24 protein-coding genes and 1 tRNA gene are annotated in these 20997 nt (G+C 32.0%); 11 read left to right on the top strand and 14 right to left on the bottom strand.

Going from position 1 to position 20997, the window contains the following annotated elements; all coding sequences use genetic code 11:
* The first annotated feature begins 170 nt into the window (after positions 1–170).
* The gene (locus HM981_RS01415) at positions 171–581 is read left to right on the top strand and encodes a DUF4293 domain-containing protein (protein WP_179336799.1); all 411 of its coding nucleotides are present in this window, start codon (positions 171–173) and stop codon (positions 579–581) included.
* A 56-nt stretch (positions 582–637) separates the two neighbouring features.
* On the opposite strand, the gene HM981_RS01410 is transcribed toward HM981_RS01415, so the two are convergent.
* The gene (locus tag HM981_RS01410) at positions 638–1132 is read right to left on the bottom strand and encodes a metallophosphoesterase family protein (RefSeq protein ID WP_179336798.1); all 495 of its coding nucleotides are present in this window, start codon (positions 1130–1132) and stop codon (positions 638–640) included.
* Between the two features lie 206 nt (positions 1133–1338).
* On the opposite strand from HM981_RS01410, the gene truA reads away from it, so the two are divergent.
* Complete coding sequence (truA, locus tag HM981_RS01405) at positions 1339–2088, top strand: tRNA pseudouridine(38-40) synthase TruA (RefSeq protein WP_179336797.1); 750 nt, start codon at positions 1339–1341, stop codon at positions 2086–2088.
* A 77-nt stretch (positions 2089–2165) separates the two neighbouring features.
* On the top strand, positions 2166–3932 hold the full coding sequence (locus HM981_RS01400) for an ABC transporter ATP-binding protein (RefSeq protein WP_179336796.1): 1767 nt from the start codon (positions 2166–2168) through the stop codon (positions 3930–3932).
* A 7-nt stretch (positions 3933–3939) separates the two neighbouring features.
* Here the strand turns inward: HM981_RS01400 and HM981_RS01395 are convergent, their stop codons facing one another.
* From HM981_RS01395 to folP, 5 genes are all read right to left on the bottom strand, one after another.
* The gene (locus tag HM981_RS01395) at positions 3940–4785 is read right to left on the bottom strand and encodes a DUF3667 domain-containing protein (protein WP_179336795.1); all 846 of its coding nucleotides are present in this window, start codon (positions 4783–4785) and stop codon (positions 3940–3942) included.
* A 4-nt stretch (positions 4786–4789) separates the two neighbouring features.
* Positions 4790–5578 (bottom strand): DUF3667 domain-containing protein, encoded by a 789-nt coding sequence (locus tag HM981_RS01390; protein WP_179336794.1) that lies wholly within the window; start codon positions 5576–5578, stop codon positions 4790–4792.
* On the bottom strand, positions 5578–6360 hold the full coding sequence (gene cdaA / locus HM981_RS01385; RefSeq protein WP_179336793.1) for a diadenylate cyclase CdaA: 783 nt from the start codon (positions 6358–6360) through the stop codon (positions 5578–5580). Before cdaA ends, HM981_RS01390 begins: the two co-directional genes overlap by 1 nt.
* Before the next feature lie 115 nt (positions 6361–6475).
* Positions 6476–7156: a hypothetical protein gene (locus HM981_RS01380; protein WP_179336792.1), complete on the bottom strand. Its 681-nt coding sequence runs from the start codon at positions 7154–7156 to the stop codon at positions 6476–6478.
* A 2-nt stretch (positions 7157–7158) separates the two neighbouring features.
* The gene (gene folP / locus HM981_RS01375) at positions 7159–7986 is read right to left on the bottom strand and encodes a dihydropteroate synthase (protein WP_179336791.1); all 828 of its coding nucleotides are present in this window, start codon (positions 7984–7986) and stop codon (positions 7159–7161) included.
* A gap of 95 nt (positions 7987–8081) precedes the next feature.
* Between folP and HM981_RS01370 the strand changes: the two genes are divergently transcribed.
* From HM981_RS01370 to HM981_RS01345, 6 genes are all read left to right on the top strand, one after another.
* Positions 8082–8624 (top strand): DUF1599 domain-containing protein, encoded by a 543-nt coding sequence (locus tag HM981_RS01370; protein WP_179336790.1) that lies wholly within the window; start codon positions 8082–8084, stop codon positions 8622–8624.
* A gap of 126 nt (positions 8625–8750) precedes the next feature.
* A complete protein-coding gene (locus tag HM981_RS01365; protein WP_179336789.1) occupies positions 8751–9911 on the top strand; it encodes a BT_3928 family protein in 1161 nt (386 codons plus the stop codon).
* A gap of 1 nt (position 9912) precedes the next feature.
* Positions 9913–10989 carry an ABC transporter permease gene (locus HM981_RS01360; RefSeq protein ID WP_179336788.1) on the top strand — a complete coding sequence of 359 codons (1077 nt, stop codon included), beginning with the start codon at positions 9913–9915 and terminating at the stop codon, positions 10987–10989.
* A 189-nt stretch (positions 10990–11178) separates the two neighbouring features.
* Positions 11179–11928: a triose-phosphate isomerase gene (gene tpiA / locus HM981_RS01355; protein WP_179336787.1), complete on the top strand. Its 750-nt coding sequence runs from the start codon at positions 11179–11181 to the stop codon at positions 11926–11928.
* 289 nt (positions 11929–12217) lie between these two features.
* Positions 12218–13054 carry a 50S ribosomal protein L11 methyltransferase gene (prmA, locus tag HM981_RS01350; RefSeq protein ID WP_179336786.1) on the top strand — a complete coding sequence of 279 codons (837 nt, stop codon included), beginning with the start codon at positions 12218–12220 and terminating at the stop codon, positions 13052–13054.
* Between the two features lie 58 nt (positions 13055–13112).
* Positions 13113–13385, top strand: coding sequence for an ATP-dependent Clp protease adaptor ClpS (locus HM981_RS01345; protein WP_179336785.1), 273 nt, complete (start codon positions 13113–13115; stop codon positions 13383–13385).
* 59 nt (positions 13386–13444) lie between these two features.
* On the opposite strand, the gene HM981_RS01340 is transcribed toward HM981_RS01345, so the two are convergent.
* From HM981_RS01340 to HM981_RS01310, 7 genes are all read right to left on the bottom strand, one after another.
* Positions 13445–13714, bottom strand: a complete 270-nt coding sequence (locus HM981_RS01340; protein WP_179336784.1) for a heavy-metal-associated domain-containing protein — start codon at positions 13712–13714, stop codon at positions 13445–13447.
* Between the two features lie 8 nt (positions 13715–13722).
* Positions 13723–13926, bottom strand: coding sequence for a YgaP family membrane protein (locus HM981_RS01335; protein WP_179336783.1), 204 nt, complete (start codon positions 13924–13926; stop codon positions 13723–13725).
* Positions 13927–13938: 12 nt separating this feature from the next.
* Positions 13939–15345, bottom strand: a complete 1407-nt coding sequence (locus tag HM981_RS01330; RefSeq protein WP_179336782.1) for an MBL fold metallo-hydrolase — start codon at positions 15343–15345, stop codon at positions 13939–13941.
* A 71-nt stretch (positions 15346–15416) separates the two neighbouring features.
* A complete protein-coding gene (locus HM981_RS01325) occupies positions 15417–16220 on the bottom strand; it encodes a sulfite exporter TauE/SafE family protein (RefSeq protein ID WP_179336781.1) in 804 nt (267 codons plus the stop codon).
* Position 16221: 1 nt separating this feature from the next.
* Entirely contained in the window at positions 16222–16638 is a 417-nt protein-coding gene (locus HM981_RS01320; RefSeq protein ID WP_179336780.1) for a DUF6691 family protein, read from the bottom strand.
* 2 nt (positions 16639–16640) lie between these two features.
* Positions 16641–17198, bottom strand: coding sequence for a YeeE/YedE family protein (locus tag HM981_RS01315; RefSeq protein ID WP_179336779.1), 558 nt, complete (start codon positions 17196–17198; stop codon positions 16641–16643).
* Positions 17199–17254: 56 nt separating this feature from the next.
* Positions 17255–17863, bottom strand: a complete 609-nt coding sequence (locus HM981_RS01310; protein WP_246286088.1) for a Crp/Fnr family transcriptional regulator — start codon at positions 17861–17863, stop codon at positions 17255–17257.
* A 112-nt stretch (positions 17864–17975) separates the two neighbouring features.
* On the opposite strand from HM981_RS01310, the gene HM981_RS01305 reads away from it, so the two are divergent.
* Positions 17976–18049 (top strand) — tRNA-Arg (locus tag HM981_RS01305).
* A 223-nt stretch (positions 18050–18272) separates the two neighbouring features.
* On the opposite strand, the gene HM981_RS01300 is transcribed toward HM981_RS01305, so the two are convergent.
* Complete coding sequence (locus HM981_RS01300) at positions 18273–18425, bottom strand: SsrA-binding protein (protein WP_179336777.1); 153 nt, start codon at positions 18423–18425, stop codon at positions 18273–18275.
* Positions 18426–18984: 559 nt separating this feature from the next.
* On the opposite strand from HM981_RS01300, the gene HM981_RS01295 reads away from it, so the two are divergent.
* Positions 18985–20946, top strand: a complete 1962-nt coding sequence (locus HM981_RS01295) for an endonuclease (protein ID WP_179336776.1) — start codon at positions 18985–18987, stop codon at positions 20944–20946.
* The last annotated feature ends 51 nt before the right edge of the window (positions 20947–20997 follow it).

Below are 20997 nucleotides of genomic sequence, written 5' to 3'. Positions count from 1 at the left end.
AAAAGTGAGATTAATGTGGAAGATTAGAAGGATGCAACTCAGAGCGTTACTTCTTTCTACTGCAATAATACAATTTTATTTTAAAACAATTTCTATCTTTTTAAAAAATAAACTGCTAATTTCGCAGAGATTTAAAAACAAAAAGTCAATATTAGTTTGTTATAAAAGATATGATTCAACGTATTCAGACCTTATATTTATTTTTAGCCGCTGTTATTTCTGCAGGCTTAATATTTGTATTTCATTTATGGACCAATAATGAAGAGGCTAAAGTGTTTGCTCTAGATAATTATTTGTATTTAGGCTTGTTTTTAGGCTCAGCATTACTATCTTTGATTTCAATATTTAGATTTAAAGACAGGAAATCTCAATTTGTATTGGGACGACTTAATATAATATTAAACTTAATTTTACTAGGAATTTTTGTTTATCAATCTCAAAATTTATCTGGAGAAACTAACGTTTCTGAGAAAGGTATTGGGATTCTTCTTCCTATTTTTTCTATTGTGTGTTTAGTCTTGGCTAACAAGGCTATTAAAAAGGATGAAGATCTCGTAAAATCTGTAGATCGATTACGATAAAACTAGAATCTTAATTAGTGTGAAAAACCCAGACTCTGCCGTCTGGGTTTTTTTATTTATCGTTTTTCAAATTCAATAACTTCTAAATCTTTAATGTTCTTGCCGTCAATCTTAAATCGTAACATGGTTCGAACTTTATGAAACCCATGTTTACCAGCAGCACCTGGATTCATATGTAATAGATCTAATTTTTTATCTGGCATTACTTTCAAAATATGAGAATGTCCTGTAATAAAAAGATCTGGCGGATTAGCAACTAGAGCATCTTTTACATTAGAGTTGTACTTTGGAGGATATCCACCAATATGCGTTATCCAAACATCAACACCTTCGCACATAAATCTATTATTAAGTGGGAATTCTGTTCTTGCTTTAGCATCATCAATATTTCCGTAAACGGCCTTTAAGGGTTTTAGCTTAGAAATTTCGTCAGTAACGTCTAAATCACCAATATCGCCTGCGTGCCAAACTTCATCGGCTTGTTTTACATGTTTTAAAATGGCATCATCGATGTAACTATGTGTATCTGATAAAAGGAGTATTTTTTTCATTTTATGTTTGTAGAAACTATGGTCTTTTTATTCACTTGTAAAAGAATTTTATGTCCTTTTCTTATCCGTGAAATGTTATTTGTCTTATTGGATTTTGTTAAATATAAATTCTAGAGTTTCTTTTTAACTCTAAATATTACGTTAACGAGATTCCTGCGTTCGCAGGAATAAAGTATCTTTGCACTTTAACAAAAGTAATATTTCTATTGCGATTTTTCATCGAACTTTCATACAATGGTAAAGCATATCATGGTTGGCAAAATCAACCCAACGCAATCAGTGTACAAGAAGTTTTAGAAAAAGCTCTGAGTACAATTTTAAATACTAAGATTGCCATAATGGGAGCAGGTAGAACAGATGCAGGCGTTCATGCGTCTCAAATGTTTGCTCATTTTGATTTTGAACAGAAAATTAAATCAAAAGATTTGGTTTATAAATTGAATTCATTTTTACCTAAAGATATTGCTGTGACTTCTATTTTTGAGGTGAAACCAGAAATGCATGCCAGATTTTATGCGACAAGTAGAACTTACAATTATAAGATTTCGACAGCTAAAAATGTATTTAATTATGATTTTACATACTTAGTGCATTTACCATTAGATGTTGAAGCCATGAACGATGCTTGTAAAATCTTATTTGAGTATAAAGATTTTCAATGCTTTTCTAAGACCAATACAGATGTAAAAACTTATAATTGTGATATTAAAGAAGCATTCTGGACGAAGACTGAAAACCAGTTGATTTTTACGATTACTGCAGATCGATTTTTACGAAATATGGTGAGAGCAATTGTAGGAACCATGGTAAATATTGGCTTAGGGAAAATGAAAGCTAACGATTTACATCAAATTATAACGTCAAAGAATAGAAGTGAAGCTGGTTTTTCAGTTCCAGCGCATGGTTTGTATTTGGTGAAAATAGTTTATCCAGAAAGTATAAAAATAGACCAATAGAAAAACAAATAATTAGATTTCCGTTGTCCGGAAATTAGATACAGAACCCATTCCTATAGCTATAGGAACAACATAAAATGGCAAAAAAAGAAAAGAAAATATTTGATGTATCGTTGTTTACACGATTGTTGCAGTACATAAAACCGTATCGTACAGTTTTTACGATTTCGTTGTTTTGCGTCATTGGTTTAGCATTATTTGGTGCCTTTAGACCTTATGTTCTAAAAGAAGCTATAGATATCAAAATTGCAAACAAAGAGTATAATGGCTTTGTTATTTACATGGTGGTGATGTTAACCCTTTTAATATTGGAAGTAATTTCTCAATTACTTTTCATTTATTACGCAAGTTGGTTAGGTCAGTCCGTGGTTAGAGATATACGTGTTAAGTTATTTAAGCACATGCTTAAATTTAAAATGACGTATTTTGATAAATCGTCTGTAGGTGTTTTAATTACAAGAGCTGTTACAGATATGGAGCGTATTGCAGACATCTTTGGGCAAGGACTATTTATGATTTTTAGTGATGTCTTAAAAATGTTAGTTGTTGCTGGTTTTATGTTTTACATGAACTGGAAGTTGAGTCTCATCGTTATTGTGACGCTACCTTTTGTTTTAATAGCAACTAATATTTTTCAAAAGTATATGAAACGTGCTTTTGAAGATGTACGTACAGAAGTATCTAACCTAAATTCATTTGTACAAGAACGTGTTACTGGTATGAAGATCCTTCAGTTATTTACACGTGAAGATACTGAGTACAGGAATTTTAAAGCTATAAATGAACGTCATAAGAAAGGATGGTTAAAAACAGTTTGGTACAATTCAATCTTCTTTCCTATTGCAGATTTTATTTCATCTTTAACTATGGGAGCTGTAATTTGGTATGGTGGCATAAATGCGGTATCAGGGCAAACAGCAACGTTAGGAGATCTTATTGCCTTTACCATGTTTATTCCAATGTTGTTTAGGCCTTTAAATCAAATTGCAAATAAATTCAACACATTACAAATGGGAATGGTTGCTGCAGATCGTGTTTTTAAAGTGTTAGATACCACTTCAAATATTGATGATTCAGGGACTATTGAAGCCCTTCATTTTAAAGGTCGAATAACTTTTAAAGATGTGCGGTTTTCTTATGTGAAAGATGAAGAAGTTCTTAAAGGAATTTCGTTTAATGTAGATGAAGGTGAGACTGTGGCAATTGTTGGAGCAACAGGTGCAGGAAAATCTACGATCATTAATTTATTGAATCGTTTTTACGATATTAGTTCAGGAACTATAAAAGTTGATGATACAGATATAAAGGATATGACTTTAACGTCGCTAAGAAGTCAGATAGCAGTGGTGTTACAAGATGTATTTTTATTTGCAGATACTATTCTTAATAATATAACTTTAAATAACGAGGCTATTACAGAACAAGATGTGGTGAATGCTGCTAAAGCAATTGGAATTCATGAATTTATTTCTAGTCTTCCGGGTGGTTATAATTATAATGTTAAAGAAAGAGGTGTGATGTTATCTTCAGGACAACGTCAATTGATTTCGTTTTTAAGAGCTTATGTGACTAATCCAAGTATTTTAATTTTAGATGAAGCCACATCTTCTGTAGATTCGTATTCAGAGCAATTAATACAGGATGCTACAGACAAGATAACTAAAGGAAGAACTTCTATTGTTATTGCGCACCGATTAGCAACCATACAACAAGCCGATAAAATTATAGTAATGGATGCTGGCGAAATCGTAGAAATAGGAACACATAAATCCCTTCTAGAAAAAGAAAGTGGTTACTACAAAAACCTTTATGAAGTTCAGTTTTTAAAGCCTGAGGTGGCATAAAATTTGCTTATTTATTTTTGGCTGCTGCAGCTGCTTCTGCTGCTTTTTGTCCAGCTTCAAACGCACCTTTCTGTAGTTCTATGAGATCTTGCATAAAAACAGAATCTTTAAACATAATGCCTATTATCACAGCCATAATAGTAAGAATAATCATAAGGACTAATAAAATGCCCAAAAAGATTAAAGTTCTTAAGATAATATCTGGAATGGATAATTTATATAATCGTTTATAACAATACCCAAAAAAGGCTATTTGAAAAAAGATACTTCCGCTACTTAAAATACTAGCTGGTAATTGAAGCAGAAATAATAATAAGTTTAAAAAAGAACTAATTAAAGAGAACTGTGCAACCATATACATTACCATTACCAAATGTTCGGTATAGTTAAATTCTTTTTTATTTATAAATACTAATCTAGAAATTAAAGCATAAAACGGAATTAAAAGCACCATAAATAAAGAGTAATAATCTTTAACGCCAGACATGAATTTTGCAGCAAAAACTTCTTGTTCTTTTATACCTGCAGAAGACATTTCTATAAGTTGGTTAGGGAAGTACTTATTTAGGATAATCATGTAGATTCCTCCAATTGTTATTGCTAAGGCTAAATAATTAATTGGATTAATATAGCGTTTTCGAGTACCATTTATAAAACCACCAATAACATCTTCAGGTTTTTTGAAAAGATTTAAAAAAGTGAGTAAAAATGTATTATCTAAATTTAAGAAGGTAGAGCTTACATGTTCAAATAGATTTTTAATTGTTAACCTATTTCGTATTACTTTACCACCACAATTTTTGCAATAGTCATCGTTCTCTTCAAGCTTGGTATGGCAATTTTTACAATTCATTTATTTAACTCTTAAATGCTATTATAAAACCGATTATAACACCTAAAACACTCAGTATCGTAGTAATTATGGTATAGACTGCACCAACTAATAAAAAATACAGGACACTATACCAGAATGTGGTTTTGTATATGCGTTTTAATAGGTAAAATAAATAGGCAAAGTTAAGCACAGTGATTACTCCGATTACTACAAAGTAATTAAGACCTAAGAATAAAAATAAAATACTCAAGATTACTGTAACTATAATAATTTGTGCATTATAATAAAGGTTTAAGACCAAATGCTCTGTGAAATTAAATTGTCTTTTTCCAGCAATGAAGTAAGCAAGCCAAGTTGATAATGCAGAAAATGGAACAGTAATAATATAGATAATAGTTTGGTATTTATTAAAGCCATCAAAATCCATAGTACTCATAGGATTGTTTTTATCCTTAGGAATACTTCTAAACAAATTTTCTAGTGTAAGCAAATCGGTATCAATAGCTTCTTTAAAGAATGTGGTCATTAAAAACACCTGAATTCCGGCAAAAGTCAATGAAATTGCAAAATACTGCAATACATCAATGTACTTTTTTCGAGTACCATCAATATAGCCTACAATTACAGTTTCTGGTTGTTTAAAAAGGTGAACAAAGGTTCGTAGGAATTTGTTATCGATAGAAATAAACTGTTCATTTACTTGTTGAGCCAATACTTTTGGTTGTAGTCGATTCTGAATGATTTTCGCTCCACATTCATCACAGAATTTCTGTGTGTCTCTAAGCGTGTTATTACAGTTTTTACAATCCACTAGCCTAAATCCTCTTTAATTTTTTGAGTCAATTCATCGGTGTTCTTAAATATTTCAAATTCACCATTTTTTATATACGAAATCTGTCCTGTTTCTTCACTCACACAAAGTGCTAAGGCATCTGTTTTTTCCGTAATACCAATCGCAGCTCTATGTCGTAAGCCAAAACGTTCTGGGATTTTCTTTTCGTTATTAACAGGAAGAATAACACGTGTTGCTTTTACTATATTTTTATCTATAATAACAGCTCCATCGTGCAGCGGACTATTTTTAAAAAAGATACTTTCTATAATAGGTTGTGACACTAAAATATTCATAGCATCTCCAGTGTCAGTTAAAAAGTCTAAGTTGTTATTACGTTCTATAACAATTAAAGCGCCAGTATTTGTTGTTCCCATTTTATGACATGCATTAATAATGGCATCAACATCTGTAGAGGTTTGGTCGTCGTTTTTTAGAAACTTAAAATTTTTAAAAAGATTATTTTTTCCTCCAATATTGGTGGAGCCAACCATTAAAAGGAATTTTCTAATTTCAGGCTGAAACACGACAATCAAAGCAATAATACCAACTTTCATAAAACCATCAAAAATGCTGTAAAGCATGTGCATATTAAGATAGTCCGTTAATCGCCAAGCAAAATAAATAATAAGAATTCCAATAAAGATATTAATGGCAACTGTACCTTTTACAAGCTTGTAAATGTAATAGAGTAATATAGCCACGAGGAAGACATCCACGAAGTCTATAAATCTAAATTCCCAAAGTTGTAAGTTTTCCAAATGGTTGGTGTTTCTGCTAATTTAAGAATTTATGTTAAAGCGATGCAAAAAATGATTATCAATAATTCTTATTTTGTGTCCTGTAAGGTTTTTGAAAACTGACAAGTCTCCTTTTTTAGTATATGAATTCGTTATAATCAATATTGATCTTGTTAGATTCAATTTTTGATAATTTTGATTTTATAGAAATATAATCCTCGAATTTTAATTTTTCATTAAAGTTACAAACTAACGTTACTGAATCTTCTTTTACTATTTGACGAATTGTTTTTAATAGATCTGTAAATTTCAATTGTGGTTGAACTTGATTGTTAATGATACCTTCAATGAAGGCATTTGTATCATCTATAAAATGTATTTCTAGATGGTTTTTTTTATAAATATTGTTTTTTCTTACCCAATAATTACTCGTATCTTTTTTAGCATAGTTTATTTCAGTAAACTCCAAAAATCCTAGGTTCTTAATGCTTGTATCATTACAAGTAAAATAATTTTTAGCATCTTCATTTTTGTGCATTTCGGCATTTCGCTTTTTGTCTTGTAGAAATTTTATATGCGGAATCGCTTGCGCTAATGTTAATCGCTTATCTACATTAATAAGCCAATTTGTTGTAATAATTAAATTCTTTCGATTTAACAATGTGGAATCGGGTTGTGTTTCATCATAAAAAATATAGGCAGGAGACACGTCTAAGACTTCTGTGATTTCTGCATTTTTAATTTCGGGTAGTAGTAAAACACGTTCGTTATTACAGCTAAAACAGCATATAATGATGAGTAAATATATAAAGCGCATAGTTAATTAGATTTCAGTTGGTTAAAAAGTGTAATGCATTCCATGGCTTCTTTTACATCATGAACACGTAATAGTTTAGCTCCTTTTTGTAAAGCAACCATGTGTAAAGCCGTTGTTCCGTTTAATGCTTCTTTAGATGTTGAATTTAAAGTTTTATAAATCATAGATTTTCTAGAAATACCAGCTAAAATTGGTTGGTCTATTAGTTGAAGTAGCTCTAGTTGATTTAATAATTGAAAATTTTGATCCAATGTTTTTGAGAAGCCAAAGCCAGGATCTATAATAATATCATTTATTTTTTCTTGGTGTGCAGCAGCAATACGTTCAGCAAAATAGGCGATAATATCTTTAGTTAAATCATCATATTGCGTTTGTTGTTGCATTGTTTTAGGATTGCCTTTCATATGCATCATAATGTAAGGCACGCTTAATTTTCCAACGGTTGCTAGCATATTAGAGTCTAATTGTCCTGCAGAAATATCATTGACCAAAGCCGCTCCAGCGTCTATACTTTGTTTAGCGACATTACTTCTAAACGTATCAATAGAAATTAAGGTTTCCGGAAAATGCTTTAAAATTAATTCTATAACAGGGATAACACGATTTAACTCTTCCGTTTCACCAACATCAGCAGCATTTGGTCTAGAACTGTAACCACCAATATCTATAAAAGTAGCTTGGTGATTCAGCATGGTTTCCACCTGATTTAAAATACCAATTTCATCCTTGTATTTTCCACCATCAAAAAATGAATCTGGAGTCACGTTAAGGATTCCCATCACTTTTGGAGTCGATAAATCTATTAATTTTCCTTTACAATTTATATTCATATTTCATCTCAAAAAGGCATTAAGAAAACTTTAAACCTCAAACCTTGAACTTTTAATTTATTTGTCCGAAATTTACGGAAATTATAATGTAATAAATGCAAGATACTTCAAAACAATACGATGCAGTTATCGCTAAATGTAGAGCACTTTTTGTGAATAAAATGAGTGATTATGGTAGTGCATGGCGAATTTTAAGATTACCATCATTAACCGATCAGATTTTTATAAAAGCGCAACGCATTAGAGGTTTACAGCAAAATGCAGTTAGAAAAGTAGATGAAGGAGAAGTAAGTGAGTTTATTGGTATTATAAATTATTGTTTAATGGCACTAATTCAACTAGAAAAAGGTGTGGTTGAACAACCCGATTTAAACACAGAAGACGCTACCGAATTATACGATGCAAAAATTGCACTAACTAAGCAATTAATGTTAGATAAAAACCATGATTACGGAGAAGCTTGGAGAGATATGCGTGTAAGTTCGTTAACGGATTTAATTTTACAAAAATTATTACGCGTTAAGCAAATAGAAGACAATGCTGGTAAAACTATTGTTAGTGAAGGCATCGATGCTAATTATCAGGATATGATTAACTATGCGATTTTTGCTTTAATTCACTTAGGTGAATCTAATTAATGGAGCTAAATGTTAGTGGTTTATCGTAATCGGATTCATATTAAAATAATCAAGAAAACAAACTAAAACAGATTCCTGCTGTAGTTTTTATTGAGAAAGGTCAAAAGCAGGAATGATAATAAGGAAATGAAATACATTGTACAATTAAGCCGAATATTTACAGGAATACTTTTCATTATCTCAGGATTTATTAAGCTTAATGATCCTTTAGGATTTTCTTATAAGTTGCAAGATTATTTTGCGGCAGAGGTTTTAAACCTTGAGTTTTTAATTCCTTATGCGCTTGGTATTTCAGTAATTGTTGTGGTATTCGAAGTGGTTATTGGTGTATTTTTATTATTAGGTTACAAACCAAAATTTACGGTTTGGAGTTTACTCTTAATGATTGTGTTTTTTACATTTCTAACAGGATACACATATTTAACAGGCTACGTACCGCAAGGAGTTAGTTTTTTAGACTTTTCATCTTGGGAAGCATTTAACTCTAGTCAGATGAAAGTTCAAGATTGTGGTTGTTTTGGAGATGCTCTAAAATTAACCCCTTTTGAAAGTTTCAATAAAGATTTGGTGCTTTTAGTTCTTATAGTAATTTTATTTATTGGACAAAAACACATTAAACCGTTATTCACAAAATTACCAACAACAGTTATAGCATTATTAAGTTTTATAGTGTCACTGTGGTTTGGTTATCATGTTTTAATGCATTTGCCTTCAATAGATTTTAGAGCTTATAAAATTGGAGCTAATTTTCAAGAAGGTATGGCAACACCAGAAAATGCAGCTAAAGCAGTTACAGAATATACATGGACATTTAATGTCAATGGAGAAGAAGAGGAGTTTGTAACTAACGGAAGCTACCCAAAAGTAGATGGAGAATATGTTGGTGTAGAAACTAAAATGATAGATGAAGGTTATGTACCACCAATTCAAGATTTTTCTATAGAATCTGAAGACGAAGATCTAACAGAATTCTTCCTAGAGAAAGAAAAATTAATAATTATTGCGATGTATAATATTGCAACAGGTGAAGCAGAAGGTATCGCAAAATTAAAAGCATTTACAGACCAAGCCACTAAAAAGGGTTATACCGTAATTGGATTAACATCTTCAGGGAATCAACTAAAAGCCAATCTAAAAGCAGATTATAAGCTTAATTTCGATTTTTACCTGTGTGACGAAAAAGTGATTAAAACTATTGTGCGTGCTAGTCCTGGAATTGTTATTTTAAACAAGGGAACTGTGGTAAATAAAGCACATTGGAATGATATTGAAGATATAGAACTATAATTTGATAAGATATTTCTTAAATAAACTACTATACGCTTTCATCACTTTAATAGGTGTTATAACAGTCATTTTCTTTTTGTTTAATATTCTGCCAGGAGATCCTGCAAAAATGATGTTGGGTCAAAACCAAACAGCAGATCAAGTGCAGGCTGTAAAACAGAAATACGGTTTTGATAAACCTATTGGTACTCAGTTTTTGTATTACTTAAATGATTTATCACCACTATCATTTCACTCAAACACACCAAAGGATTACACACATTTAAGTCCTAATAAATATACAGCAGCACCACTTTTTACAATTGGCAACACAACTACAGTACTTAAAGCACCATATTTAAGAGAATCCTTTACCAAGCAAGGCAAAAAAGTAACCCAAGTTATTAAAGAAACAATGCCAAATACGTTTGTTCTGGCGGTTTCTGCAATAGTTATAGCCATTATTTTAGGTGTTATTTTCGGAATCATTTCAGCCTTATACAAAGATACTTGGATAGATAAAACCATTCAGATTTTAAGCACATTTGGCATGAGTGTACCATCCTTTTTTAGTGCCATTTTATTTGCATGGCTATTTGGTTTCGTATTGCACAAATACACCAACTTAGAGATGACAGGCAGTTTGTATGAGCTTGACGACTTTGGAGAAAAAATGACCATTAAATGGAAAAATTTAATCCTTCCAGCCATAGTTTTAGGCATTAGACCTTTGGCTGTTGTTATTCAATTAATGCGAAATTCATTATTAGAAGTCCTCAATCAAGATTATATACGAACAGCTAGAGCAAAAGGATTAAGCGAATTTCAAGTGATAAAAAATCACGCTGTAAAAAATGCGTTGAATCCTGTGGTTACAGCAATTTCAGGTTGGTTTGCATCTATGCTAGCAGGAGCCGTTTTTGTCGAGTATATTTTTGGGTGGAATGGCTTAGGCAAGGAAATTGTAAACGCACTAAATACATTAGACTTACCAGTAATAATGGGAGCCGTTTTAGTGATTGCCATTATCTTTATTACCATCAATATTTTTGTAGATATTATATATGCTTGGCTCGATCCTAGAGTAAAATTATCTTAATTTAAGCTCTTAAATAATCTCAATTTCGAGATTATTACTTCGAATAAACCATAATCATCATTTCTATAACGTTTGCGCTCATTATTCCTGCTTTCAGAAAAGATTTGTGTGGTCTTTTTACCTTATTTTTGTATTATAAAAGTACAAGTCAATAAACACTTCTTTTCTAAGAAGCTAATACATAACATTATGAGAAAAAATATCGTAGCCGGAAACTGGAAAATGAATAATGATCTAGCGCAAACAGAAACGCTAATTACACAATTAAAAGGTCAAACTAAAACGTCTAATGCAGAGGTAATGATCGCGCCATCATTTACAAACCTATGGCACGCATTTCAGTCGTTAAGACAAGACGATATCGAAGTTGTGGCTCAGAACATGCACTTCGCAGAAAACGGAGCTTATACAGGAGAGGTGAGTGCAAGTATGTTAAAAAGCATCGGGATTCAAACCGTTATTCTTGGACATAGCGAACGTCGTGCTTATTTTAATGAAACAGATGCGTCATTAGCAAAAAAAGTAGATGCCGCTTTAACCAACGATATTAGAATTATTTTCTGTTTTGGAGAAGAATTAGCAGATCGTAAAGCAGGTAACGAAGAAGCGGTTGTAGAGAGCCAAATAAAAAATGCATTATTTCATTTAGGAGCAGAGGCTTTTAAAAATATCGTTTTAGCATATGAGCCAGTTTGGGCTATAGGAACAGGAGAAACAGCAAGTCCTGAGCAAGCACAAGATATGCACGCGTTTATTAGAAAAACGTTGGCAGACACATACGGAAACGAGGTGGCAGATAATATGTCTATCCTTTACGGAGGTAGTGTAAAACCAGCAAACGCTAAAGAAATTTTTGGTAAGCCAGATGTAGATGGTGGTTTAATTGGAGGAGCAGCTCTAAAAGCAGAAGATTTTTACGCTATCGTTAATGCGTTTTAAAAAAATAAATTATTAAAGTGCGTCCAACTCATTTTTAGTGAAGTTGGGCGTTACTTTTTACAACCCTATTAGTTTTAGATACCAAAACAAGTTTGGTACAAGCCTAACAGGGTTGTAAAAAGTCGCGTCATCCACTATATCTTTTTATGCGTTGGCTTCTACTTCGTTCAGCCACCAAATAAAAAGGATGCCGTTTCTACCGCTAACGCATGCAAACCAAAGACAGTTGTATAGAGTAAAACATGTTAAGCACCAATCGTAAATAAAAAACCGTATTTCAAAACAAAATATGTCCAACATAATATACATAGGCTACAATTTTAAAGTAAAACCGTTACAACCAGCAACCGAAATTATAATCGCAGAACTCGGTTACGCAGGTTTCGAAAGTTTTGTAGAAACAGAAGAAGGTGTAACAGCTTATATTCAAAAAGAAGAATGGAATGCCAATATCCTAGATGACATTCATATTCTAACGTCAGATGAATTTGAGATTACATTCGACTTTAACGAAATAGAACAAACTAACTGGAATGAAGAATGGGAGAAAAACTTCAATCCTATAATTGTAGATAACGAGGTTTCAGTACGTGCACCATTTCACGAGAAACCAGATACTAAATACGATTTAATCATAGAGCCTAAAATGAGTTTCGGAACAGGACATCATGAAACCACTCATATGATGATTCAACATATTCTAAAAAATGATTTTAAGGGTAAGTCGGTTTTAGATATGGGTTGTGGTACTGGAGTTTTAGCCATTTTAGCAGAAAAAGTAGGAGCAACAAAACTCGATGCCATTGATATAGATAATTGGTGTTACCTAAACAGTGTAGAAAACGTAGAGCGTAACGATTGTAATAATATTTCGGTTTACGAAGGAGATGCAACGTTGTTAGACGGCAAAACATACGACAGTATTATAGCTAACATCAATAGAAATATTTTATTGGCAGATATTGAGAGTTATGCCAAATGTTTAAATGAAAATGGGACACTTTTTTTAAGTGGTTTTTACCAGGAAGATATCCCAATTATTGAGGCAGAATGTAATAAACAGATGTTAAAATTGAGCGAAACTCTACAAAAAGGTCAGTGGGTTTCGTTAAAATTTATAAATTAGTATAAACTTAAGTTGAACTATAATTTTTATTTAACGAAAATTATAAAGGACAAAAGGGATGACAAAAGAAAAATATTCAGAAGAATTACTTCTACAAGAAGAAGAAATTAGACAGAATGAAATTGTATTATTTAATGACGAGGTCAACACCTTCGATCATGTAATTGATACGCTCATTTATGCCTGCGATCACATGCCAGAACAAGCGGAACAATGTGCTTTGTTAGTGCATTACAAAGGTAAGTGTACTGTTAAGACTGGCTCTTACGAGGATTTAGAACCACGATGTTCTAAGCTTCTACAAGCAGGACTAAGTGCAGAAATAGTTTAAATAAAAAATCCCACTAATAGTGGGATTTTTTATGTTATAAAATGAAATGAATATCAAATTTATTTCGTCATTCTACCTACAGCACAACTCACAAAAGATTTTGCTTTCTTTGGTAACGAGTTAGCATCACCAACAATAGGATAACCTAAATCTGATAATTTTTCTTTTGCAATAGTAATGTCGTTTTCAGAAACGGAAGTGAAACTTACTTCATCAGTATCGTTATTCACAATAACCTCAGAAATACCTTCTAATTTAGATAACTGTGTTACAATAGTATTTGCACAGCCACCACATTTTAAGTTTTGAATATTAAGAGTGCTTTCCATGTTTGTTTTTATTTAAGTTTACAAGAGTTCCAACCAAATAAGGTGTATAAAGGACAAAAGCTGATAAAGCTTGTTAATAAGAATATAATTGAAAATGCCATCAGGACGTAAGCTAACGTTCCTTCAATAACATTAAAATAATAGAGTAAGGCTATAATAACTGCAGCAGCAATTCTAATACCTTTATCTAAAGTGCCCATGTTTTTTTTCATAACAGTATAGGTTTATAAGGTTGATGGACAAACAAAGTCCGTCGTTTTTAAATCCGTATTTTTAATTGCAGCAAATCCGCCTTCTACATCAATCAGGTTATTAAAACCTCTTGCTTTTAAAATAGATTCAGCAATAACAGAACGATAACCACCAGCACAATGCACGTAGTAGGTTTTATCCTTGCTGAGGTCTTTCATTTTTTCATTAATAACATCTAATGATAAATGTTGAACATCTTCTAAATGCGATGCTTGGTATTCTCCATCTTTACGTACATCTAAAATATTGAGTGTTTCAGATTTTGCTCTATTGGCAAATTCTTCTGCAGATATAGACTCTAAAGTGTCTATGTCTTTTCCTGCTTCTTGCCAAGCTTCTAAGCCACCATTGAGATAGCCTAAAGTATTATCGTAACCAACACGCGATAAACGTGTAACGGCTTCGGCAGATTTTCCTTCAGGAACAACTAAAATTATAGGTTGTTTAATATCTTTAATTAAAGCGCCAACCCAAGGAGCAAAACCACCATTTAATCCTATAAAAATAGAATTAGGAATGTGACCTTTAATAAAATCGGCTTGAGATCTTACATCTAAAACCAAAGCAGATTCCTGATTTGCGATAGCTTCAAACTCTTCAGGATTAAGTGCAATATCACCTGTTTTTAAAACAGTATCAAAATCATCATAACCCATTTTATTCAACAACGCATTTTTTGCAAAGTATTGAGGTGGAGGCGCAATACCATCTAAAACTTCTTTTACAAATTCAGCTTTAGTCATATCTGCACGTAATGCGTAATTGGTCTTTTTCTGTTCTCCTAAAACACCAACAGTTTCTTTACTTAAATTTTTACCACAAGCAGAACCCGCTCCATGAGCAGGATAAACAATAACATCGTCTGCCAAAGGCATAATTTTAGTTCTTAACGAATCAAAAAGCATACCTGCTAAATCTTCTTTAGTTAAGTCAGATTTGATTGCTAAATCGGGGCGACCAACATCTCCTAAGAATAAGGTATCACCAGAAAATATAGCATGATCTTTACCATTTTCATCTTTCAATAAATACGTTGCAGATTCTAAAGTGTGTCCTGGAGTGTGTAAAACTTTGATCGTTACTTTTCCTAGTTTTAATTCTTCACCATCTTTAGCAGAATGAATATTATATTCGGTTAATGCTCCAGGTCCAAAAACAATAGTTGCTCCTGTTTTCTTAGCCAAATCAACATGTCCTGAAACAAAATCGGCATGAAAATGCGTCTCTAAAATATATTTAATTTTTGCGTTATCAACTTTTGCTTTATCTATATACTGTTGTATTTCTCTAAGAGGATCAATTATAGCAACCTCACCGTCAGATTCAATGTAATAAGCACCCTGTGCTAAACAACCTGTATATAATTGTTCAATTTTCATAGTTACGATTTATTGTGGTGCAAATTTACGAAACTTGCGTTTTTGAAATGTGATAATTGTCACAAAGTGTGTTAAAAAAGTTCTTTGTAAACGATATAAACAGCCATTACTAAGGTGAAATAGCCAAATCCTTTTTTTAATCCTTTTGCACTAATTTTTTTAGAAAAAGCCAATCCAATAAAAATACCAATAATAGAGAAAATAGTGAATGTTATTAAGAAACGCCAATCTATGGTCAGCGTTTTTAAGTCACCTAAAAAGCCTATTAACGATTGAATAGATATGATAAACAAAGAGGTGCTAATCGCTTTTTTTATGGGTAATTTTACTAAAAGCACTAAAGCTGGCACTATTAAGAATCCGCCTCCTGCACCAACTAATCCTGCTAGAGCTCCAATTCCTATGGCTTGTGTACCAATAGCAATATAATGGTTATTATCATAATCTCTGATTTCTGTATCACTAGCAATTGTTTTCGATTTTATCATAGACCAACCAGCTAAAAGCATGATCAATGCAAATAACAACATAATAAAAAGTGAATTGGTAAGTGAAAAATTGCCAATTGAAAATATAACCTCAGGCAAGTTAGGTATAACGATACTTCTAACTGTGAACACTGTGATTATTGAAGGAAGCGCAAATATTATAGCTGTTTTAAAATCTATGGTCTTTTCCTTTATGTTTCTTACAGTACCAACTAAAGCTGTACTACCAACAACAAAAAGGGAATAGCTTGTGGCAATTATTGGACTAAAGCCTAAGAAATAGACTAATATTGGGACGGTCAAGATTGAGCCACCTCCACCTATTAGACCCAAAACAAGTCCAACAATTAAAGCTCCAATATATCCTATAATCTCAACGAAATCCATTTTAATGCGGTAATTTATCTTTAACTATACCATAAACAAACGTGCCCAATAAAGCCGCTGCAATAACAATGAGTATGGAAGGAACACCAGTTCCAATAAGAATATACATTGGTCCAGGACATGCGCCACACAGCGCCCAACCTAATCCAAAAATTGTTCCTCCTATAATATAACGTTTAAAACCACTTTCTTTTAATGGTACTTGTAAAAATGATCCTTCAATGTTTTTTACTTTAAGCAGTTTTGCAATTAATAATAAAGTTATACCTGTGATTACTGCTGTGCCTATGATTCCATACATATGAAACGATTGAAATTTAAACATTTCAAAAATACGATACCATGAGACGGCTTCAGACTTTACTAGTACAATGCCGAAAAGAATACCGACGATAAAGAATTTTATATACTTGCCCATGGTTAAAAGAGTATTGGAAAAATAAGATGAATCATTATTAAGCCACCTAGAAAGAAACCTATTACAGCAATTAATGATGGTAATTGTAAACTACTTAATCCTGTAATAGCGTGGCCAGAAGTACAACCACCTGCGTAGCGCGTACCAAAACCAACTAAAAAACCACCAACGATTAATATGAGTATACCTTTAATACTAAAAACAGCCTCCCAACTAAATAATTCTGGAGGTAGTAAACTATTACCAATATCAGTAAATCCAAGAGTTTTTAAATCTATAATTGTAGCATCGCTAAGATCTATAGCAGCGGGTTCAGATAAATAATAATGAGCAATAAAACCTCCTAAGATAGCTCCTAGTACTACGACCAAGTTCCATCTTTGGCTTTTCCAGTCGAATTTAAAAAAATCAGAATGTTTTCCTGCACCTCCAATAGCACATAGCGTTCTTAGGTTCGAGGACATTCCAAATGTTCTTCCAAAATAAAGTAGAAGGTACATTATAATTGCTATAATTGGCCCTGAGACATACCATGGCCATGGTTGTAAAATATATTCCATTGATTAATTTGATACAAAAATAGGATTCTATAATTAAGACTATGTTACAAAAGTGACTAAAAGTCGAGGACTAAAATCTTGTTTCTACCAAGTTCAATTTTGTTTTCGCGTTCTAATTGTTTTAATAGGCGAGAAATGACCACTCTAGACGTGTTTAAATCTTCAGCGATTTCTTGGTGTGTAACTTCTAAACTGGTTGAAGAAGATAGTTTAACTTGGTCTGTAAGATATTTAAACAAGCGCTCGTCCATTTTCATAAAAGCTAGGGTGTCTATAGTTTCTAGCATTTCGTCAAAACGAACCTGATAACTTTGTAATATAAAACTTCTCCAACTTTCGTTAGAATTAAACCATAATTTCATGTTTGCAATTGGTATCATTATAACCGAAACATCTTCATCTGCTATAGCGCGTATTTTACTAATAGATTTAGACATACAGCATGTTAGTGACATGGCACACGTATCTCCTGCTTCTAAGACATATAATAAAAGTTCGTCTCCATGACTATCCTCTCTTAAAACTTTAATATTTCCACTAACTAGTAATGGGATGAAATTTAAGTCTTGACCTATATCAATAATGATATCTGCTTTTTTGTACGTTTTTAAAGAGGCAACAAGAGCAATACTATCGATTATTTCATTATCGAATAAGTAGCTCATCGGTTCGAGAAGTTCTTTTGAAATCATACTTCAAAAATAAGAATAAGAATTTTGAAAAAATAATTTGGTTGTTATTTAATAAAAGTATTATATTTGCACCCACTTAAAAAAAGGCCTCGTGGCGCAACTGAATAGCGCACTTGATTACGGCTCAAGAGGTTACTGGTTTGAATCCAGTCGAGGTCACAAGAGCACAAAGTCCATTTCTTCACTGAAATGGGCTTTTTTCGTTTTACGGAATAGCAAAAACAAAAGTTTTTTTATCTTAAAAACTAAAATATAATCTATTATTTAGTGATTGTATTTACACTGAATTGGTGATTTATACAAGGCTTTTAAAAGGACTTCAAAAGAAAATATAGTACTCACTTGAGTATTTTCTTAATGAAAAGTTTAAAGCTACAGTGTTTTATCCTAAAGCATTTTTGGTTACATAAACACGCCAACCTATCATAGCCAATTGAAATTTATTCGCTTTGCTAAGATCTAACTGTTTTTTAGAATAAGAAGGGAGTACGGCTTTATTAAGTTTAGCCAAAAATCTAAAGATTTTAATTTTCATGTACTGTTGAATAATAAATCTTTAACAAAAGTAGTAAAACTTATTCTAGAACTAAGTCTTACGTTTTTTTGATTGGTGGTTTGGTTGGTTTAGATTATTGCTAATATTATTTCAATAATCAATTTAGTTAGTGTCATCATAATTTTTTGGTTTTAGAGGTTAATAAAATTGGTTGTTCGTTTGATTGAGTTTTCAATATATCATCTAAACAGCTACTTCTCCAAATGTTTTTATAAAAATCGATGAATTTGAATTCTAATGTGTAACAAAATAAAGCATAAGTATTTCTATATTTTGTGACTTGTCTATAATTAAATTAACATTTGTAATCTAAAATGCTATTTATGGTTATTATTTGTTATATTTCTAGGGTGTTTTTAGAGCTGTTTCGTTAATCGTAGAGGGATTTTGTGCTATAATCCTTCAAATTTTATGCTTTTGTCTTTTTTTGATTTTTTTTTCATGACAAATTTCATGTTTTATTTCAACCTTTTTTTGTAATTAATTTAGACTTAACAGTTAGATTTAATAATAAAACTATCTTTGTAAAAAAAAAGAAATGAAAAGAATTACTTTACTGGTATTGTTATTAATTTCAGGATTAAGTTGGTCTCAAGTTTTACTGATCAATGAATTAGATCCTGATACTCCGAGTATAGATACTCATGAGTTTATTGAATTAAAATCTGAAACCCCATATTTTTCTACTGATGGTTATATATTAGTATACTTTAATGGTTCGTCTAGCGGAGGAGATAGTAGTTATTATACTTACGACTTAAATGGATTAACTACAGATATTAATGGGTTATTAGTAATTGGTAGCAGTAATGTGTCTCCTTTTCCACAATCATTAATGTCTGAGAATGTGATACAGAATGGACCAGATGCTGTAGGAATTTATCAAGCTTCTATTAGTGATTTTCCAGAAGAGACAGTAGCAAGTCAAACTAATTTGATTGATGCTATGGTTTATGGTACAAACGATTCTGACGCTACAGGTTTATTAACTAAGCTTGGGCAAACGGAACAGTATAATGATAATGGAACCAATGCAAATCCAAAATCGATTCAGCGTTACGTAGATGGAGGAGGGGTTGTAACATTTTCTGCGGCAACACCAACACCAAGAAGAGAAAATGATGGCTCTGGTATCGCAATTAATCCTATCGCTATTTCTATAGATGACACACAATATGGAGAAGGAGATGTTTTTGATATTACATTCACAGCAGAAACAAATTTGACTTCAGATTTAAACTTCACGATTAGTTTAAGTGATTTTGGGTTTGATACATCTGATTTTACAGGAAATACGAGTCTAACAATTTTAGCAGGTGAGAACATAACAACTACAACTATTACGTTGATAGATGATGCTGATGATGAAGGTGATGAGGTTTTAAAAATTAGATTTTTAGATTTAATTGAACCAATTGTAGCTTCTAACGGAGCTGTTGAAATTAGAGTTGTAGATAATGATTTTACAGTTGCAGCTTGGGGAACACCTATAAATCCAACTTATGGCATTGTAGAAAGTACCCAGTCTGATGGGTATTATAATAGTTTAGATGGTTTATCAGATGTGGCATTGAGACAAGCGCTACAAGATATCATTGCAGATCCGTCTACAGTTAGAGCACAAACCTATACAGATGTTATTGATATATTAAAGGAGGCAGACCAAAACCCAGAAAATAGTAATGAGGTTTGGTTAGTGTATTTGGAAGAGGGGAGAGCTAAGTTAGATTATCAAACAACTTCTTTAAGTACAGGTAAATGGAATAGAGAACATACTTTTCCTAGGTCTAGAGGTGGATTTTTTAGTATTGAAGAAGATGAAGTTGCAGATGGTATTGATGTTTTTTGGACAACTAAAGCAGATTCGTTACGTCATGGAAACTCAGATGCGCATGCGTTAAGAGCTGCAGATGGCCCTGAGAATAGTACTAGAAATAATCAGTTTTATGGAGAATACAACGGTCCAACAGGAACTTTAGGTAAATTTAAAGGAGATGTTGCAAGAAGTGTTTTTTATATGGCTGTACGTTACAATGGTTTAGAAATTGTAAATGGTTTTCCTGATGGTATTGTTGGTGAATTTGGTGATTTAGCAACATTGTTAGATTGGCATAGAAATGATCCACCTGATGATTTTGAGATGAATAGAAATAATGTGGTTTACAATTGGCAGAGAAATAGAAGTCCATTTATAGATCAGCCAGATCTAGTAGAATATATTTGGGGAAATATGATTGGTGAAGAATGGGATCAATCATTAAGTATAACTGATAATACAGAACTTAATATTGCTGTGTTTCCTAATCCTACAACAGGACGCATATATTTTTCAGGTTTAAATTCTAAAGCAGATGTTGAGGTTTATTCTATAGAAGGAAAACTTTTAGCGCAATATCAATCTGTTGAAGATTCCATAGATTTAGATGTTACTTCAGGAATATATCTTATAAAGTTAACTAACGATAACCGTTCTGTAATTAAGAAGGTTGTTGTAGATTAAATGATATATCACATAAATTGAAAAGCCAAACTAATTGATTTTAGTTTGGCT

Source organism: Winogradskyella ludwigii (assembly GCF_013403985.1).
In the GTDB taxonomy this organism is placed as follows: domain Bacteria; phylum Bacteroidota; class Bacteroidia; order Flavobacteriales; family Flavobacteriaceae; genus Winogradskyella; species Winogradskyella ludwigii.
Note: the sequence above shows the minus strand (reverse complement) of the source record. Positions and strands in the feature narration are given on the sequence as shown.

Excerpts from the sequence above, each read along its gene's own strand:
- HM981_RS01415 (WP_179336799.1), top strand. The coding sequence starts at position 171 with ATGATTCAACGTATTCAGACCTTATATTTATTTTTAGCCGCTGTTATT.
- HM981_RS01410 (WP_179336798.1), bottom strand. The coding sequence starts at position 1,132 with ATGAAAAAAATACTCCTTTTATCAGATACACATAGTTACATCGATGAT.
- HM981_RS01400 (WP_179336796.1), top strand. The coding sequence starts at position 2,166 with ATGGCAAAAAAAGAAAAGAAAATATTTGATGTATCGTTGTTTACACGA.
- HM981_RS01395 (WP_179336795.1), bottom strand. The coding sequence starts at position 4,785 with ATGAATTGTAAAAATTGCCATACCAAGCTTGAAGAGAACGATGACTAT.
- HM981_RS01380 (WP_179336792.1), bottom strand. The coding sequence starts at position 7,156 with ATGCGCTTTATATATTTACTCATCATTATATGCTGTTTTAGCTGTAAT.
- folP (WP_179336791.1), bottom strand. The coding sequence starts at position 7,986 with ATGAATATAAATTGTAAAGGAAAATTAATAGATTTATCGACTCCAAAA.
- HM981_RS01370 (WP_179336790.1), top strand. The coding sequence starts at position 8,082 with ATGCAAGATACTTCAAAACAATACGATGCAGTTATCGCTAAATGTAGA.
- HM981_RS01365 (WP_179336789.1), top strand. The coding sequence starts at position 8,751 with ATGAAATACATTGTACAATTAAGCCGAATATTTACAGGAATACTTTTC.
- tpiA (WP_179336787.1), top strand. The coding sequence starts at position 11,179 with ATGAGAAAAAATATCGTAGCCGGAAACTGGAAAATGAATAATGATCTA.
- prmA (WP_179336786.1), top strand. The coding sequence starts at position 12,218 with ATGTCCAACATAATATACATAGGCTACAATTTTAAAGTAAAACCGTTA.
- HM981_RS01345 (WP_179336785.1), top strand. The coding sequence starts at position 13,113 with ATGACAAAAGAAAAATATTCAGAAGAATTACTTCTACAAGAAGAAGAA.
- HM981_RS01340 (WP_179336784.1), bottom strand. The coding sequence starts at position 13,714 with ATGGAAAGCACTCTTAATATTCAAAACTTAAAATGTGGTGGCTGTGCA.
- HM981_RS01335 (WP_179336783.1), bottom strand. The coding sequence starts at position 13,926 with ATGAAAAAAAACATGGGCACTTTAGATAAAGGTATTAGAATTGCTGCT.
- HM981_RS01330 (WP_179336782.1), bottom strand. The coding sequence starts at position 15,345 with ATGAAAATTGAACAATTATATACAGGTTGTTTAGCACAGGGTGCTTAT.
- HM981_RS01325 (WP_179336781.1), bottom strand. The coding sequence starts at position 16,220 with ATGGATTTCGTTGAGATTATAGGATATATTGGAGCTTTAATTGTTGGA.
- HM981_RS01320 (WP_179336780.1), bottom strand. The coding sequence starts at position 16,638 with ATGGGCAAGTATATAAAATTCTTTATCGTCGGTATTCTTTTCGGCATT.
- HM981_RS01315 (WP_179336779.1), bottom strand. The coding sequence starts at position 17,198 with ATGGAATATATTTTACAACCATGGCCATGGTATGTCTCAGGGCCAATT.
- HM981_RS01310 (WP_246286088.1), bottom strand. The coding sequence starts at position 17,863 with ATGAGCTACTTATTCGATAATGAAATAATCGATAGTATTGCTCTTGTT.
- HM981_RS01300 (WP_179336777.1), bottom strand. The coding sequence starts at position 18,425 with ATGAAAATTAAAATCTTTAGATTTTTGGCTAAACTTAATAAAGCCGTA.
- HM981_RS01295 (WP_179336776.1), top strand. The coding sequence starts at position 18,985 with ATGAAAAGAATTACTTTACTGGTATTGTTATTAATTTCAGGATTAAGT.